The organism is Paenibacillus sp. J22P218, from assembly GCF_056269195.1.
Window position 1 is genome coordinate 381,391 of the sequence record NZ_JBWDNL010000007.1, and the last position, 15,287, is coordinate 396,677.

Here is a 15,287-nt window from a genome sequence, read left to right on the forward strand (position 1 = left end):
CTCAGAATATCCTGTAATTCGCGTATTTAGAAGCTAATCGATACGTAGTGGCGATTAATATAAACCCGATGACCGACTTGAAAAATCCAACCGCCGTAGCCAAACTGAACGAGCCTTGCAGCAGCCCTACGCGATAGACGTAAGTATCGATAATATCGCCTTTCCCATAGACTAGCGGATTGTACATATTATAGACTTGGTCGAATCCGGCATTCAGTACATTGCCTAAGGACAAAGTCGTAATGACGATCGCGATCGGGATCACCGACGGAATCGTAACATGGATGGCCTTCTTGAAATTGTTGGCGCCATCGATATCGGCGGCTTCGTATAAGCTTGGATTGATTCCCGTCATGGCGGCCAAATAAATGATCGTTCCAAAGCCGAATTCCTTCCACACGTCGCTTGTGACCAATGTAAAACGAAACCAATCGCCGCTCCCTAGGAAGAAAATGCGGTTAAGGTTTAGTGCCTCCAACATCTGATTAATCAAGCCGTTGGTCGCTAATAAATCCGTCAATATCCCGCCGAGAATAACCCAATTCAGAAAGTGCGGCAAATAGATAAGCGATTGAATCGTTCTCTTGAATAACATGACCCGTACTTCGTTCAAGAGCAAAGAAAATACAAAGGGCACGACTGACCCGACCACAATCTTAAATACGGCAATGAATAACGTATTCCAAATGACCTGAATCGCTTGGGGATCGTTAAACATAAACTCGAAGTGTTTCAGTCCGACGAATGGCGAACCCCAGATGCCGAGCCAAGGCTTAAAATCCTGGAAACCGATCAGGAATCCCGCCATCGGAATATAGTTATAGACGATCAATAACAGGACGGACGGTAACAAAAACAAATGCAACGGCCATGTTTTATATAGATACTGTTTCAGTGTCATGCCAGTATGCTCCTATCGATGCGAGATATCGAAGCAGCAAATGCGGAGCGAGATGGACAGCACTGCACTCCGCATTTCCTTCTTCATTAATGAGGCTTACTTCATGCTCGCAGCAGATTCATTCACTTCTTTGGTGATTTGCGCCCCGCCCTGGTCATTCCATTGCTTAACGAATGTATCAAAATATTCGGGTGGTTGTTTGCCGTAAATGATTTGCAGGAATGTTTGTTCCTCCAAGGTGGATAGTTGATCCCACTTCTCTTTCATGGTCTTCGTATTCGCGCCGCTGAATCCATTCGGCACGTCGCTCGGCAGCTGTTCGTTAGCGACCGCAAAACCTTCAATCGTCAGTTTCCCGTTGCTCGCGGCTAATTTCTGCTCAAAGACATTATTCGTTTGACCTGCTGCGACGCGCTGATAAATGCTCGGGCCTTCCATTACGTTCATTGGAGCCGTTCCCGATGAAGGAGACAGCAGCAGATAAGCGTTCAGACTGACAACGCCGTCCGGAACATTCGTCCAATCCGGCTTGCCATCCTTCATCACGTAGTCGTATCCTTCGCCGTATCCTTTGTCGAACGGACATTCGGAATCTTCGATCGCGCAGCCGTACAGCGTATCCCAATATTTGAATATGGCCTCCATATTGTCGAAGCCTTCGCGGAACACGTAAATGCCATAGGATAACAAGGATGCTTGACGCCCGACTTCGCCGTTCACGCCAGCAGGAAGCGGATACGGTTTAATATTAACCGTTTGATTTTTGCCTTCCGCCTCCGCAACCGCGGTCCCGATCGGCCAACCGCCGGACCATCCGGGAGCAAAAGCGATTCCCGCTTTTCCCGAAGTGAACTCCGCCATCGCTTTAGCTGCATCCTGCGTTCCGAAATCCGGACTTAGATATTGTTTCTTATACCAATCCTGCAATTTCGCGAGCCCGTCTTTAACGCCTGGAAGAGTAGAACCGTATTGCATGCTGCCGTCTTCGCCCTTAATCCATAAGTAAGGCTGATCCTGTCCGAAGATAAATGAAGTATCCGCCATATAGTTGCTTGTCGGATGGTAATATCCCGTGTTTCCTCCTATTGCCAACCCGTACGTATCGTTTTTGTTATTCCCGTCCGGATCTTGATTCGTGAACGCATCCAGCACGGCTTCGAATTCTTCTATTGTAGTCGGAGCTTTCAAGTTCAACTTATCCAACCAATCCTGCCTGATCCACATGACCGTCGCGCCGACGATTCCGTTGGAAATACCCGACAAGCCGTAAATCTTGCCGTCTCGTTTGACCAGGTTCCATATTTCAGGATTTTTGACGTAGGAATCTTTAACTCTTGCGGTAGCGTACTTTTCGAACGCCTCATCGATAGATTGAATTTTTCCGGAATCGACCAAATCCTCGAACAAGGTTCCCGAAGTATAGAGAACGTCGGGCAATTCCTCTCCGCTTGTCATCGCGAGCCGCACTTTGGTTTCTAGCGAATCCGTTACGACCCATTTGTATTTCGTGACGATTCCCAGGTTATCCTTAAACCAACGAGAGACCGGATTATCCTCGGGAGTATCGCCATTCCGCAGCTTATCTGAAGGCTTTAAGGCAAGAGCTGCCGTAATCGTAACCGGCGGATCGAATTTCGTACGATCATTCGGCTGAGGTTCCGGCTGAGCGGAAGGACTTTCTTCGTTAGAGCCCGGGCTTGCGCTCTCGGACGGCTGAGTGCTGCTTTCGTCCGAAGACTGGGATGGCTTGTTGCTGCTGTTCGAACACGCGGTGAACATGCTTATACACAGGATGATACTCATAATGAATGCAAATGATTTCCGATAGCCTTTCATTTGTAATCCCCCTCGTTTATGGTCCTTGCATACTCAATTATTCCATGAACGCTTAATCATTGAAATGATCATATATCAAGATCATGAACTTTCATTAGTACGTTCGCAGAAACTTATGAACGTATGCAAAGAGCCGTCAGAATCTCTGACGGCTCTTCGTTCGCTGCTCGTAAATAGACCTTTTAAGCCATCCGCTGAATAGACATAGAGAATGGCAAATCTTGTTCTTCAACATTAGTATGATTAGGAGTATCGGTTAGCTCGAAGCGGATAAGCGCACCGTTCATAAGTTGATCATGCGTGAAATACAGCTGCCGGTGCGGTTCATTGTTTAATTGAACGCTCTGGACGTAAGGTTTGCCTTCCGTCTGCGAACCCGCTTCTATGACAATTCGATTGCCATTCTCTAATTGAATGGACATTCGCTCAAACAGCGGGCTGCCGATGACATATTCGGGAACGCCGGGACATAACGGATACATCCCCATGCTTGCGAAAATATACCAAGCGCACAGGCTGCCGTTATCCTCGTCGCCCGGCAAGCCTTCAGGCGATGAGCTGAACAGCTCCTCCGCCGTCTTTCTAACCCAATACTGAGTATGAGAGGGAACACCGACCGCCGCGAAGAGATAGGGGATATGGAAGCTAGGTTGATTGCTGATCGCGAATTGTCCGAAGGGAATGGAAGCCATCTCCGACATTTCATGAATCTCGAAACCGTAGCCGCCAACCTTAAACTCCGGCGCTACAGTCATAAGTTCGATCATCTTGGCTAAGAACGCTTCCCGGCCTCCTAAGCCATTAGCCAATCCCAGCACATCGTGTTGAACGGCCCAACTGCACTGCCAAGCGCTTCCTTCGCAATACGCGCCGCCCCACTCGATCGGATCGAAGCCTTCCACCCAACTGCCATCTGCTTGTTTACCTCTCATAAACCCTACGGAAAAGTCTAGCAAATGTTTGTAATTGCCAGCTCGATTCATTAACAAGCGGTAATCATCCAGCCTCCCGATCCCTTTCGCAATCTGCGCAACGCAGAAGTCTCCATAAACATAGTCTAATGTATTGCTGACGCTCTCATGAAACTGGTCTGCCGGCAAATACCCGTATCGATTGTAGGCATCCGAGCCTTTCCTGCCGAAACGCGAGTCCGCCGCAGATTCAAGCACATGTTTGAGTAAGCCTTCGTACGCTGTGTTCACCTCGTAGCCTTCAATGCCTTTGACAAAAGCGTCAGCAAACACCGCATCGATTAAAGTTCCCGGCATGGCGCTGCGCTCTCCGGGGGAAGACCACTTGGGCATCCATCCCCCTTCCTTGTAGGCATTAACGTAACCTTCCAAAATTTCGCCCAAACGGGCAGGAAACAAAATACTAAATAAAGGGTAAGAGGTGCGGTACGTATCCCAGAATCCATTATCGCAATACATGGGGCCGTCAATGACCTGGCCATTGTAAGGGCTATAATGAATTTGGCGACCGTCCTCCGTATATTCATGCCACATCCTAGGAAACAAACAAGTCCGGTACAAGCAAGTATAGAAGGTTCTCAACTTCTCCTCGTCGCGATCCTCAACCTGTATTCGACCTAATGTTTCTTCCCAGCTTGCAGCGGCTTCCGTTCTTATTTGTTCGAATGACCTTGAACCTACCTCTTGATTAAGATTCGTTTGTGCTTGCTCGATACTGATAAAGGAAGTACCCATTCTTAACACGGCCACGCCTGATTCAGGCAACGTCAACCCGATGAACGCCCCCGTACGTTCACCTTCCTCATGCAATCGGAACGATTCCTGAAATTCCTTATCGAATACGCCGCATGCAGGCACATCGAAATCGCAATCGATTTCGATCACGAAGTACATCGCGTAATTATCGGGAACGCCTCCTGAATTCGCGCGGGTATACCCCGTTAGCCTTCTGCGATCAGGGTCGATCGTCATGGATGATTCTCCGGCAAACGGAGACACGATCACTCTCGCCTCTTCCCGCTCATCGAAAGTCAAACGCATGACTGCGCATCGCTCGGTCGGACTAAGTTCCATCGCGGCTCGGTAACGCTGCAGGCGGATCTTGAAGTAGTCCGGCTTAACCTCCATCTCTTCGCTTCGGAATGAGGACGAACGCTTCGAGGAGGATAAAGCAAGACCGCCTGTTTGCGGCATTAGGGTCAGGTGTCCGTAATCTTCTATCCACGGGCTCGGTTGATGAGTCAAACGCAGCCCTTCAAAGCGACGGTGCGAAGGGTGAAAGAACCAGCCTTTCCCCGCTTCGTCGGTTTGCGCGCTCCATGCTGCCATCCCGAACGGAAGCGCAACTAACGGAAGCGTATTACCATTGGAAAACGTAAAAGTAGAAGCCGTTCCTTGCAAGGGATTAACATATTGTAATATACTCTTCATCAATTGCAGCAACCTTTCCAACTCGATCTTTTGCTCTTCATTGTAGTTGGAATGCCGCCTTGCTTCTTATCAAAATTATAAACTTTCTCTCAATTTTTAAGAATTTCGGCTATCATAGCGAGATAACCCACATTTAAAGCGAGTGATTCGATGATTCCCTTCAATCTGCCTGGCGATCAGGAGCTTCACGGAAGCTTTCCCTTTACATTCAAAATCCACAAGCTGACTGCCGATGTCCCACCGCATACGCACAATTTCATAGAGTATACGTATGTCTTTTACGGTAAGGGTATCGAGATCGTCAATGGAACCGAGCGTCCTATTCAAGCAGGCACCTTCACGCTTTTGTTGCCGCATCAGGTTCATCAAATAAAAATTACTCCCGGTGAAGAGCTTCATCTCTATATCGGCGCCATCGGCCTGCAAGCCTTGTTCGGCTCCGATGAATCCGCCGCATCTTTGAACGCGTTACTTCTTCGCGAAGGCATGCAAGGGGATCCTTCCTATCCGCTAGAAGACAAGCTCTCGGTCGCGCTGCTTCCCATCTTCGCCGCCATGCACGAAGAGATGCGAAGCGCTCACTCCTGGAACCAATTGATGTTCAAAACGAAATTAATCGAAGCCCTGATCTTGTTGGATCGCCATTGCTTCCGCATTAAAGAGCCTGAGACTCCACGAACGCCTAGCCACAAAAAGGGGAAAATAGCGGATATCATACTCTACGTTTATCAAAACTATCGCGAGGATATTAAGCTCGTCACTTTGGCGGAGCGCTTCTATTTAAGCGTGCCTCACATAAGCGCTTCTTTTAAGCAGTATAGCGGAGATCACTTTCATAATTTCCTGGAGAAGATCAGAATCTCGCATGCCTGCAGCCTGTTGGCCTCCAGCAATGAATCAGTAACTTCAATCTGCTTCGAGGTCGGATTCACATCCTATTCCACCTTCTCCCGCGTATTTCAGGAGCGGCTACATATGTCACCTACGGCTTATCGGAAGCTTTATTAGATGGCGGGCATTGTGTTTAGGATGGGAAATCTCGCTTATAGCAAGCATTCAAAGAAATGAGGGGAGTTAGGATGGAGAATGCATCTTATACCAGCTAGGGAAGCCAGAGAGGTGTTCAGTTTGCTGCATAACTGACGTGTTAGGATGAAAAATCTCGCTTAAGGCGAGCTAAAAGATTAATTTGAGGAATTTAGGATGGGGAACTGAGCTTATTTCAGAAATGGGGAGCGGGTGATGGGAATACTCAACATTTCGTACGGGTCGCGATTCCTTCGGCATCCACTTCAACCGCGTCAATTTACTCATGTATTTGCTTAATCAAACAACAATCATGTAGATCATGCTATAATCCAAAAAAGGGGGGATATCGATGGGTTTTTTAATCGTTGTTATAATTTTTGCAGTGGTGTTTGGTGTATTCAAAAAAAAAAAGAAGTAGCTCATTGAACTTTTCGTGATCCGCTCGCCGTTGTAGTAGACTGTAACTTAGCCGTATACGCTTCGGTGCGCGGTGGTACTCTTGGAACTCTATACATCACCCCAAGTTCTTCAACATTCATTGAGATACTACTTCGCATTCATGTGTTTCTCTCCAAGGACCGACATGATCCGTTCCCCATATTTTTAATGTTCCCATTGTAACTTTTCAGCCATACCGTTGCGGACGTGTTTATTGTAGGCCATCTTTTCAGCTAATATTCGGGGATAGTTGTCTATATCGTATTAAGCCGATTCATAATGTTGTCTTCTTCGCCGGTCTCAAACGTAAAGATCGAAAGCCTATGGCGATCAATTGATGACAACTCTGGCTCCATATCAAAAAAGAACCTTCTCAGGTTCTTAAAGTTTGTTTTGGAGCGGGTGATGGGAATAGAAAAGAGCCTGCTAATGAGCCGCCTCTAGTTCTGCTATTCGTTAATTACTGAACCGAGATGTGTATCCATCACAGCCCTTTATATATTCACTACAAAAACTATCCCCAGTTCCCGGCGTTATAATCATAAAAAAAAATACACCTATTACGCAGATAATAAAAAGCGCAAACAGGATAGTCCCGCATCCGCAACCACCATTTACTTTGTTTTCTACGGACTCCTGATCTTGAGGTTCTTGAGGTTCTTGAGGTTCTTGAGGTTCTTGAGGTTCTTGAGGTTCTTGAGTTTCTTGAGGTTCTTCTTGACTCATTCAGCAGACCCCATTTCAGCAATTTGATTGTTGATTTCGTCTAGGCCGGATAGGTCTTCCTTGTTCCTTTCCAAAACCGATAAATCTATCCCCTGTGTTTCTATCTTAACCACACCCTTCTCATAGGAAACACTAGCTCCGAATGCCTCCGTGATGTCCCTTACTCGAGCGCAACTCTTAGCATCAACAATGTTGGCGTTGCTAAGAGCTTGTCCGTCCAGTGTTACTCTAGCTTCCTTTTGAATAATCTCCTCTACCTTTGAAACTCCGGCCGCCATTGCCTATCCAGTGACCATCACAAAGACTCTCATTATGATGCAGATAAATATTTTCTCATGTGCAAACTTTATACCCAATTTTTGTATATAGTATAGCATACTAGGATTGGGTATGGGTATGACTTGAAGCTACCGATCGGCTACGGCCAGTAGGCCCCTGCAAGGATAGCGTGGTTGTGTCCTCCAACTGAACATGTAGATGCTCCTGAATTCGCTTTTTCATTAAGGTCTGTCTGCAGATCGCTTCCCATATCCATATTTCGTATGTCGCTCCAGTCAACAAATCGACCACAAGCCGCGTAAAGGCGAACTGGAGCTGGTAACAGCTGTGTTTGAAGAGTAAGTGAAAGGCGGAGAGTACGGTCGGTCGAACCCACGCTGCGGGAATTCTCTCCCATCCAAAGCTCCATAACACAAAAAAGAACCTCTTCAGGTTTTTGTCGTTTCGTTATGGAGCGGGTGATGGGAATACTCAACTTTTCGTACACATCGCGATTGCTTCGCTCTCTGTCCGTGCAAAAGTTGACGCTCGACCTTAACGGCTTGCTTCGTTTAGCCTTAACGGTCGGTCGAACCCACGCTTATAGCGTGTGGGAATTCTCTCCTATCCAAAAGCTCCATAACACAAAAAAAGAACCTATTCAGGTTCTTGTCGTTTCGTTATGGAGCGGGTGATGGGAATACTCAACTTTTCCTAAGGATCGCGATTGCTTCGCTCCCTGCCCGTGCAAAAGTTGACGCGCGACCTTGTCAGCTTGCTACGCTTAGCCTTAACGGTCGGTCGAACCCACGCTCTTAGCGTGCGGGGAATTCTCTCCCATCCAAAAACTCCATAACACAAAAAAAGAACCTTTTCAGGTTCTTGTCGTTTCGTTATGGAGCGGGTGATGGGAATCGAACCCACGCTATTAGCTTGGAAGGCTAAAGTTCTACCATTGAACTACACCCGCAAACAAGATGGTCGGGATGACACGATTTGAACATGCGACCCCCTGGTCCCAAACCAGGTGCTCTACCAAGCTGAGCTACATCCCGAATTAAGTATATCTTGCAATTAGTAAAGATGGCGCGGCCTAAGAGATTCGAACTCCTGACCTTTTGATTCGTAGTCAAACGCTCTATCCAGCTGAGCTAAGGCCGCAATCTTATGGAGCGGAAGACGGGAATCGAACCCGCGACCCTCGCCTTGGCAAGGCGATGCTCTACCGCTGAGCCACTTCCGCACGGTGTTTTCGTCAGCCGTTTCAATCAGTTAATGTCGCGGCGACAAGTAATAATATATCACCTAGAGAAACAGATTGCAAGTGTTTTTTGCGAAAAACTTATCTTTTTTAAAAATCCGCTGAAATCCGTTGATTTTACTGGCTTTTCCCCGCCTAGAAACAGTGACGGATAACCCATAACGAACACAGCTGGCAATTAAAAAAAGCCATGACTCCAATTAAAGAAGCATGGCTTTCCATTAGACTAAATAAGTGTTATGCTCCAGCGGCAGCCATAACGATTTCCGGCTGAGAGCGGCCCATCATTACTTTATCAGCGGTTGGCTGATCAGCAAGCGCGAACGGCAGGCATAGAGGTACGCCCGAACGCGGATCCGGTACGATATCGGCTTCGATATTGAAAACTTCGCGCATAATCTCAGGCGTAATAACTTCAATCGGTGAGCCCTCGCCTGCAACTTTGCCAGACTTAATAGCAATCATATGATGCGCGTAGCGCGATGCATGATTCAAGTCATGAACAACCATAACAACCGTACGATTGTTAAACTCATTAAGCTTCTGCAACAGATGAAGCACTTCAAGCTGATGCGCCATATCCAGGAACGTCGTCGGCTCGTCAAGGAACAAGATATCGGTTTCTTGTGCCAAAGACATTGCAATCCAAGCGCGCTGACGCTGACCCCCGGACAGATGATCGACCGGACGATCGGCGAACTCAGTCATGCCTGTTGCTTCAACCGCCCATTGCACGATTTCGCGGTCTTGCTTCGTCATCGAACCGAAACCCTTTTGATAAGGGAAACGACCGTACGAGACAAGCTCAGATACGGTTAAGCCGTCCGGAGCTGTAGGATTTTGCGGAAGAATGGCAAGCTGCTTCGCTACTTCCTTCGTCGATTGCTTATGAATCGATTTGCCGTCTAGAAGTACATTGCCTTTAGATGGAATCATGATGCGGGCCATCGTCTTCAGGATCGTCGATTTGCCGGAGCCGTTCGCTCCTACAAGCGCCGTAATTTTCCCCTGAGGAATTGCAATGTTTAAATCTTGAACGATAAGACGATCATCATAAGCAATGTCGAGATTCGAAGTCGTAAGACGAATCATTAGACATGCACGCTCCTTCCGTTGCCTGGTCAGGCTATATCTCAGTAAATTAGATTAATTAGGTAAAAAGTGATAACGATTATCACTACTTCAATAATGATAATGGTTATCACTGACAATGTCAATGTCTTCTTTCATCAAACCTTCACTCTGTCTTCATAAAAAACAAAAGATGTGACCGTTCTATGACGACCACATCTTCATCCTGCTTAAATCTCACCACTTCAGCTTATTGCCGAACACGAGGGCATTGCTGATCAATCGGCCTGGTACGGTAATCATCTTCCCTTGTCCGAACATACCCGAAGAAGCTCCGCCGTCCATATTCATCGCTTGCTGAGCGCCAAGGGATACCATTATTTGACCCCATTGCTTCATCGTAGCCGCCCCGACGGTAGCGAGAAGTAATGAACCGTCCTTCTTTACTACAATTGCGCTTCTGGCCGCTTTGTCGGTTAATATTTTGGAGCTGCTGAACCCTTCAGGGGCAGGATTAACCGCAAGCTTACCATTCGTTACAAGTCGCGGACCTGCGGCAACCGCGGTGTGAACCCGTCCCCAGCTGATCGCTTGTCCAGCCATATTCGTCATCGATACTTTATAATCAACAACCGTACCGACTTTGAAGCGCTCAGCGAGCTTCTCCTCTGCGCCAGTAAAGACAAGTACATAGCCGTCGGAAGGAATGTCGGCATTCGTGTTTTTCGCTATTTTTGTAACGACGCCTTTGCGCACGGTGATAGCTGTTCCATATGCGAAGCCGATCTTAGCTCCACGCTTAGGCGTGAACATAATAGCAGAGGTCGTACCGGCAACCGGCGTCCGATTGACGAAGTAGACGTACCAGTTGTTCGGCGACTGGTAAGAGCCGTTCGTTCCGCCGAGTATTTTGACGCGAAGCGTATCCATCACGACCGTACCGTCCCAGGTAAAACCGATCGCCGTCCCCGTATTGCCGATATGCTCGACTTTACCGTCGGTAATGACCGTGCCGTAAGGCTCTGGAATGCCTCCGTAAGCTTCGAAGTACGTTGCATTAATCGCCGCCTCCGCGTTGTAGGATTTGGTTATGTCGCTCAACTGTTGGACGACGCCGACTTTGCGGCTGGCTAGCCCCACGGTTACAGGCATACCCTTCGGAATAGCAACGGTATTAACGGAATAGGTTTGATTGTCTACTTTCACTTTTTTGAGCTCGTATTTGGTTTTGTAGGCTAAGGCAGCAGCCGTAACTTTGATCGGCAGCTTCAATTCGCCTTTGTAGCCCTTTGTCGTGACGACGACAGAGATGTTCGTCGAGCCTACGGAGACAGGCGTGACCATGCCTTTGTCATCGACGCGGGCAACGGACGGATTGCCCGATGCGTAGCTGACGGCGACTGGAACGGACAGCTTCAGCTTGTCCGTGAGCAGGAGCCTTGCATAGAGCGGCAGCGAGATCGACGCTGCCGCATAGGTGACCGCGACGGGCCGGTATGGCCCCGCCGCGATGAGCTTATCGGCGGACGCGTACGCGATCCGGCCGCCCCCAAGGACTGCAATGCCGCCGACAGGCTGGGCGGCATCGCCCTTGTAGGTGTATGCGATTCGGCCGGCAGCGCCGTCGATCGCATACACCGCACCAGAGCGGGCGCCGGCGCGGGTGACGCCGGCGCGAGCCGCAGCCGCTGGCGCAGCCGCAGGCGCCAGCGTCAGCGCGGCGGGCGCGAAGCCGCCCGCCCCGGTGGCGCTCACGCGCCATGCCTCCGCGCCGGTATCCGCGCGGAAGGCCACGACGGCATTGCCGTCAAGCTCAGCGGCAACTGCCGTCTCTACGCTGTCCGAGCCGACCGCAAGAATCGGCTCGGTCCAGCCCCCTGCCGCCGCTGCGGCGAACTCGCGGCTGAAGCGGACTTTCCCGTCCGCTTCATAAGCCGCTGCCGCCTTCGGCGCAACAAGCACCACGCCGCCCTTGCTGTCGGCGGCGAGCTTCGCACCCTTAAGCGGCTTCTGAAGCGCCGCCTCCCACTTAATGGCCTCCCCCTGTACCGCGTACAGAACGCCATTGCTTCCAATGACATAGACCCCCGTCGCTGCTTCCTCAATCTCTGTGACCGACACATCCTTCGGCAGCAGCGCTACCGACTTCTCCCCGTCTTTATCAAGCGACAAGATTGCGTTCTGATAAACGAAATACGGCAATCCTTCCCCATCAGTCACCGTCTTCGAAGGCTGCAGATTTTCCGTCTTACCCGTGAAATAATAAATAGCTGCCTGACCGCCTGCGCCAGAACTGTCATAGCGATACAGTCGTGCACTCTTGCCCGCTATGAACAGCTGTCCCTGCTTATTAACGGCAGGTGCCGAGAGATCTGTATATGCATTCAATCGCTTAAGCGATTTGCCATTACTGTCAAAGTAGTTAATCCAGCCATTTGCAGCGACTGTTACGACCTTACCTGTTCCTATCATTAAAGGTTTATGCAGTGTACCATCGCCTGCCGCACGCCAATATTCAATCTCAGGCTTCGCTTCGACCACTGCTGACGTAGTCGTTGCTGCTGCAGCAAACGCTGCATTTGGCTTCCCTGCAACAGAAAGCAGTGGAACACTTCCCCCGCCGAACGTGCAACCTATCGCTACCGACAGCGCAATCGCTACTCCCCTTAATGATTTTTTCTCTCTGCTTAGTGCCATTTCCTCATACTCCCTTAATTTCGATATAATGACTAGTCTCTTAGAACTATATCGTCAGGCGTATTTAGAAAATGAACAATAGGGAGCACTATTACTTTTGCAGCAATTCCAAAATGTAGCTCTTCATATCCACGATACGAAGTTTATCCGGTTTATCATTCGTACCCGCAACTATTAGCGGAACTAACGATACATTCGCATGTAAGGCACCATGTCCACCGCCTCCTGTATGTTCCGGAGAGCTCCCTCCCGTCAGCTCATATCCTGCCTTCGTCGTCACGACAATAAATTCACCCTTATGCGAGTTCAACGCTCCCCACAAGCGCTGCAAACCATCTGGATATTGACCATACATCAATTGGTTTTCTTTACGATCAACCTCCAAACCCATCACAGCCGCATCTCCTTTCCAGGTCCAATGCGCGCCATAACTATCCTTCCATTGGCCTCCGGGTCGATAGGAGAATAAACGTTCGGAATCACCTTGTCGCACATGAATCCAATCTCCTTCCTTCCAAGCAATGAGATCGATTCTGTTATCTCCGACTAAATGACCCGCAATTCCTGCTAACGACTGATCGGTGTGCAACTTATAGACGTAAGCCATCGTTTCATTAACCGCCAACACAATTTCCGTATCTCCGGCAATCTCCGAGCCTGGCTTTTGAATCCGATATTCGTCCAGCAGCTTCGCAAGATCAACAATTGGATTCTCATCTTTCGGCAAAATAACACTCATCCCGCTGTCTCCCAGCAGCATAATAACAGCCTGCTCCAGCGCTTTATCTGTCGATCCGAATGCGGTTATAAGCCCCTCCAATTGCTTATCCAGCTTAAGTAGCCCTTCCATGTCTTCCGGTCCATGATGGTGGAGCTTCTGATCCAAATCCGGCAAATATACATACAGAAAATCTGGCAATAACTGATGACGAATCAAATACTCCGTCGTCTGAAGCGCATATTCGTTCGTGAATCCTATACGATTCGTTAAATCAACGGGAAGCTTGACTTTGCCCTCGAGGGGATTGGAAAAAACGCCAAAAGACAAAAAATCAGGTCCTCCTACCTTAATCCGGTCGGGCAGTGATGTCGGTGCCTTCACCCACTCCGGTATACGCAGCCAATGAGCAGTCGGCCCCCTATATATAATGCCATTAATAGAACCCGTAGTTAACTTGCCTGCCACTTCATCATCTTCGAAAATCGTTTGTACCGCTTGATTAATATGCTTTCCATTCAAGTTCATAAGGCTATCGGCGGCAATCTCATTAATCCCTTGCTTCATGACTTCCATAGGCCCTGTTCCATAATTGATGACACGATTCTCATCGGCCGAATACCAGATCAGACCGGGCAAACCATGCTTATCCGGATATGTCCCGGTTAAGAGCGATGTATCAATGGTGACCGACATCGTCGGGAACGAGCTGACTACATTTTTATAATATTGACCATGCTGTATTAAGCTCTTCAGCGTTGGAAGCTGATTCTGCGTAAGGCCCCGATCAATGGATTGGTACATGAGCGAATCCACGACAATCAAAATCACCTTTTTGCGAGCCTTATTGGTGGAATTCACTTGTGGTTTCGCTTTTGAAGCGATGTGAAGCAGATCAGGCTCTTTCGGCTTCGGTTGTGAACAACTACAGACGAGCACTAAGAGAAGAGAAATGGCGATCATTCTAATACTAAAGTTCCATTTCATGCGCAACCGTACATCCCCCCATGTTTTAGTTATAAAATGCCCCGCATAACTAAAAATAAACAGCAAAAAACCCTTGATCTCTCAAGGGTTTCTTCATGGTATGGTGCGCGTAGAGGGACTTGAACCCCCACGGTCGCCCGCTAGATCCTAAGTCTAGTGCGTCTGCCAATTCCGCCATACGCGCGTGGGTGATGCGGGTAAAACTAATGGTGAGCCATGAAGGACTCGAACCTTCGACACCCTGATTAAAAGTCAGGTGCTCTACCAACTGAGCTAATGGCTCGTGCTAAAATGGCTGGGGATTCAGGGATCGAACCTGAGAATGACGGAGTCAAAGTCCGTTGCCTTACCGCTTGGCTAATCCCCAGCAGCGATATGGTGGAGGATGACGGGATCGAACCGCCGACCCTCTGCTTGTAAGGCAGATGCTCTCCCAGCTGAGCTAATCCTCCAAATGGTGACCCGTAGGGGATTCGAACCCCTGTTACCTCCGTGAAAGGGAGGTGTCTTAACCCCTTGACCAACGGGCCTTATTACGTGCTGCGATTGAAGCTTGTCTTCACTTATGTAAAGTGATCTGGAGCTCTCAACCGGGATCGAACCGGTGACCTCATCCTTACCATGGATGCACTCTACCTACTGAGCTATGAGAGCATAATGGCTCCCCGAACAGGACTCGAACCTGTGACAACTCGATTAACAGTCGAGTGCTCTACCAACTGAGCTATCAGGGAACGTTACAAAAGAGGTACGGTTAAATCTCAAGGCATTGCGCCCTGAAAACTGGATACGAAAGAATGTTTCTGCTGAACTTTAGCTGTTGCCTATAGGTTGTATGGACCATATAAGCTCTTTAGGATAAGCCCTCGACCGATTAGTATTCGTCAGCTACACACATTGCTGTGCTTCCACCCCGAACCTATCAACCTCGTCGTCTTCAAGGGGTCTTACATACTGGGAAAT

General features: G+C 48.7%; 9 protein-coding genes, 11 tRNA genes and 1 rRNA gene. 1 reads left to right on the plus strand and 20 read right to left on the minus strand.

Features of this window, described 5'->3' with window-relative positions:
* Position 1 precedes the first annotated feature (1 nt).
* From AC0YN0_RS27380 to AC0YN0_RS27390, 3 genes are all read right to left on the minus strand, one after another.
* Positions 2 to 901 (minus strand): ABC transporter permease, encoded by a 900-nt coding sequence (locus tag AC0YN0_RS27380; RefSeq protein WP_475824125.1) that lies wholly within the window; start codon positions 899 to 901, stop codon positions 2 to 4.
* Between the two features lie 96 nt (positions 902 to 997).
* Positions 998 to 2,737, minus strand: a complete 1,740-nt coding sequence (locus AC0YN0_RS27385) for an extracellular solute-binding protein (protein ID WP_475824126.1) — start codon at positions 2,735 to 2,737, stop codon at positions 998 to 1,000.
* A gap of 182 nt (positions 2,738 to 2,919) precedes the next feature.
* A complete protein-coding gene (locus AC0YN0_RS27390) occupies positions 2,920 to 5,139 on the minus strand; it encodes a GH92 family glycosyl hydrolase (protein ID WP_475824127.1) in 2,220 nt (739 codons plus the stop codon).
* A gap of 150 nt (positions 5,140 to 5,289) precedes the next feature.
* Between AC0YN0_RS27390 and AC0YN0_RS27395 the strand changes: the two genes are divergently transcribed.
* Entirely contained in the window at positions 5,290 to 6,147 is an 858-nt protein-coding gene (locus AC0YN0_RS27395) for a helix-turn-helix domain-containing protein (RefSeq protein ID WP_475824128.1), read from the plus strand.
* 915 nt (positions 6,148 to 7,062) lie between these two features.
* Here the strand turns inward: AC0YN0_RS27395 and AC0YN0_RS27400 are convergent.
* The 17 genes from AC0YN0_RS27400 to AC0YN0_RS27480 all read right to left on the minus strand — a co-directional run.
* On the minus strand, positions 7,063 to 7,332 hold the full coding sequence (locus AC0YN0_RS27400; protein WP_475824129.1) for a hypothetical protein: 270 nt from the start codon (positions 7,330 to 7,332) through the stop codon (positions 7,063 to 7,065).
* Positions 7,329 to 7,610, minus strand: a complete 282-nt coding sequence (locus AC0YN0_RS27405) for a hypothetical protein (RefSeq protein WP_475824130.1) — start codon at positions 7,608 to 7,610, stop codon at positions 7,329 to 7,331. The genes AC0YN0_RS27400 and AC0YN0_RS27405 overlap by 4 nt, the downstream gene beginning before the upstream one ends.
* Before the next feature lie 876 nt (positions 7,611 to 8,486).
* Positions 8,487 to 8,560 (minus strand) — tRNA-Gly (locus AC0YN0_RS27410).
* A gap of 8 nt (positions 8,561 to 8,568) precedes the next feature.
* Positions 8,569 to 8,645, minus strand: a tRNA-Pro gene (locus AC0YN0_RS27415).
* A gap of 29 nt (positions 8,646 to 8,674) precedes the next feature.
* Positions 8,675 to 8,751 (minus strand) — tRNA-Arg (locus AC0YN0_RS27420).
* A 7-nt stretch (positions 8,752 to 8,758) separates the two neighbouring features.
* Positions 8,759 to 8,833, minus strand: a tRNA-Gly gene (locus AC0YN0_RS27425).
* Between the two features lie 255 nt (positions 8,834 to 9,088).
* The gene (locus AC0YN0_RS27430) at positions 9,089 to 9,943 is read right to left on the minus strand and encodes an ABC transporter ATP-binding protein (protein ID WP_475824131.1); all 855 of its coding nucleotides are present in this window, start codon (positions 9,941 to 9,943) and stop codon (positions 9,089 to 9,091) included.
* 216 nt (positions 9,944 to 10,159) lie between these two features.
* The gene (locus AC0YN0_RS27435) at positions 10,160 to 12,619 is read right to left on the minus strand and encodes a phosphodiester glycosidase family protein (protein ID WP_475824132.1); all 2,460 of its coding nucleotides are present in this window, start codon (positions 12,617 to 12,619) and stop codon (positions 10,160 to 10,162) included.
* A gap of 91 nt (positions 12,620 to 12,710) precedes the next feature.
* Positions 12,711 to 14,324: an alkaline phosphatase family protein gene (locus AC0YN0_RS27440; RefSeq protein ID WP_475824143.1), complete on the minus strand. Its 1,614-nt coding sequence runs from the start codon at positions 14,322 to 14,324 to the stop codon at positions 12,711 to 12,713.
* A 101-nt stretch (positions 14,325 to 14,425) separates the two neighbouring features.
* Positions 14,426 to 14,508, minus strand: a tRNA-Leu gene (locus tag AC0YN0_RS27445).
* A 23-nt stretch (positions 14,509 to 14,531) separates the two neighbouring features.
* A tRNA-Lys gene (locus AC0YN0_RS27450) sits at positions 14,532 to 14,607 on the minus strand.
* 9 nt (positions 14,608 to 14,616) lie between these two features.
* Positions 14,617 to 14,691: transfer RNA gene (locus tag AC0YN0_RS27455), tRNA-Gln, on the minus strand.
* A 9-nt stretch (positions 14,692 to 14,700) separates the two neighbouring features.
* Positions 14,701 to 14,776: transfer RNA gene (locus AC0YN0_RS27460), tRNA-Val, on the minus strand.
* 3 nt (positions 14,777 to 14,779) lie between these two features.
* Positions 14,780 to 14,854, minus strand: a tRNA-Glu gene (locus AC0YN0_RS27465).
* 48 nt (positions 14,855 to 14,902) lie between these two features.
* Positions 14,903 to 14,978, minus strand: a tRNA-Thr gene (locus AC0YN0_RS27470).
* 4 nt (positions 14,979 to 14,982) lie between these two features.
* Positions 14,983 to 15,058, minus strand: a tRNA-Asn gene (locus tag AC0YN0_RS27475).
* A 120-nt stretch (positions 15,059 to 15,178) separates the two neighbouring features.
* Positions 15,179 to 15,287 (minus strand): 23S ribosomal RNA (locus tag AC0YN0_RS27480); the annotation flags it as partial.

What these genes read in the sequence shown, in the direction of transcription:
- AC0YN0_RS27395 (WP_475824128.1), top strand. Translation starts at nt 5,290, where the DNA reads ATGATTCCCTTCAATCTGCCTGGCGATCAGGAGCTTCACGGAAGCTTT.
- AC0YN0_RS27440 (WP_475824143.1), bottom strand. Translation starts at nt 14,324, where the DNA reads ATGAAATGGAACTTTAGTATTAGAATGATCGCCATTTCTCTTCTCTTA.
- AC0YN0_RS27385 (WP_475824126.1), bottom strand. Translation starts at nt 2,737, where the DNA reads ATGAAAGGCTATCGGAAATCATTTGCATTCATTATGAGTATCATCCTG.
- AC0YN0_RS27390 (WP_475824127.1), bottom strand. Translation starts at nt 5,139, where the DNA reads ATGAAGAGTATATTACAATATGTTAATCCCTTGCAAGGAACGGCTTCT.
- AC0YN0_RS27430 (WP_475824131.1), bottom strand. Translation starts at nt 9,943, where the DNA reads ATGATTCGTCTTACGACTTCGAATCTCGACATTGCTTATGATGATCGT.
- AC0YN0_RS27400 (WP_475824129.1), bottom strand. Translation starts at nt 7,332, where the DNA reads ATGAGTCAAGAAGAACCTCAAGAAACTCAAGAACCTCAAGAACCTCAA.
- AC0YN0_RS27380 (WP_475824125.1), bottom strand. Translation starts at nt 901, where the DNA reads ATGACACTGAAACAGTATCTATATAAAACATGGCCGTTGCATTTGTTT.
- AC0YN0_RS27405 (WP_475824130.1), bottom strand. Translation starts at nt 7,610, where the DNA reads ATGGCGGCCGGAGTTTCAAAGGTAGAGGAGATTATTCAAAAGGAAGCT.
- AC0YN0_RS27435 (WP_475824132.1), bottom strand. Translation starts at nt 12,619, where the DNA reads ATGGCACTAAGCAGAGAGAAAAAATCATTAAGGGGAGTAGCGATTGCG.